The 265-nt window shown below is 41.1% G+C and carries 1 protein-coding gene; it reads left to right on the top strand.

Annotated elements, in window-relative coordinates:
- Window positions 1-265, top strand: a 265-nt coding sequence (locus Q4563_RS20340; protein WP_303605804.1) for a hypothetical protein, incomplete at both ends; no start/stop codon positions are given.

Raw genomic sequence — 265 nt, 5'->3', positions numbered from 1 at the left:
GACCAATATTGCCCGAATTAATGCGTTACGTGCATGAAAAAAAACAAGTGGAAATTCAGGCAACGCTGGCAGTGTTGTGGCTGATGCTGTGTTTTTTTCTTGCACCGGGTTTTGTTATTCTACAGCTTTTTGTAGAGCCTTTGTTTGAAATATGGACGGCTGGGGCGATTAAATTTGATCCCGTATTATTTGCTGTTCTTTCATCTTCGATACTTGTGGTGGTTTTAGCGCAGTCTTCTGAAAGTATCCTTCGAGGAAATAATCC

It is taken from the genome of Gilvimarinus sp. 1_MG-2023, assembly GCF_030548285.1.
This window is presented reverse-complemented; position numbering and strand designations above follow the sequence as displayed.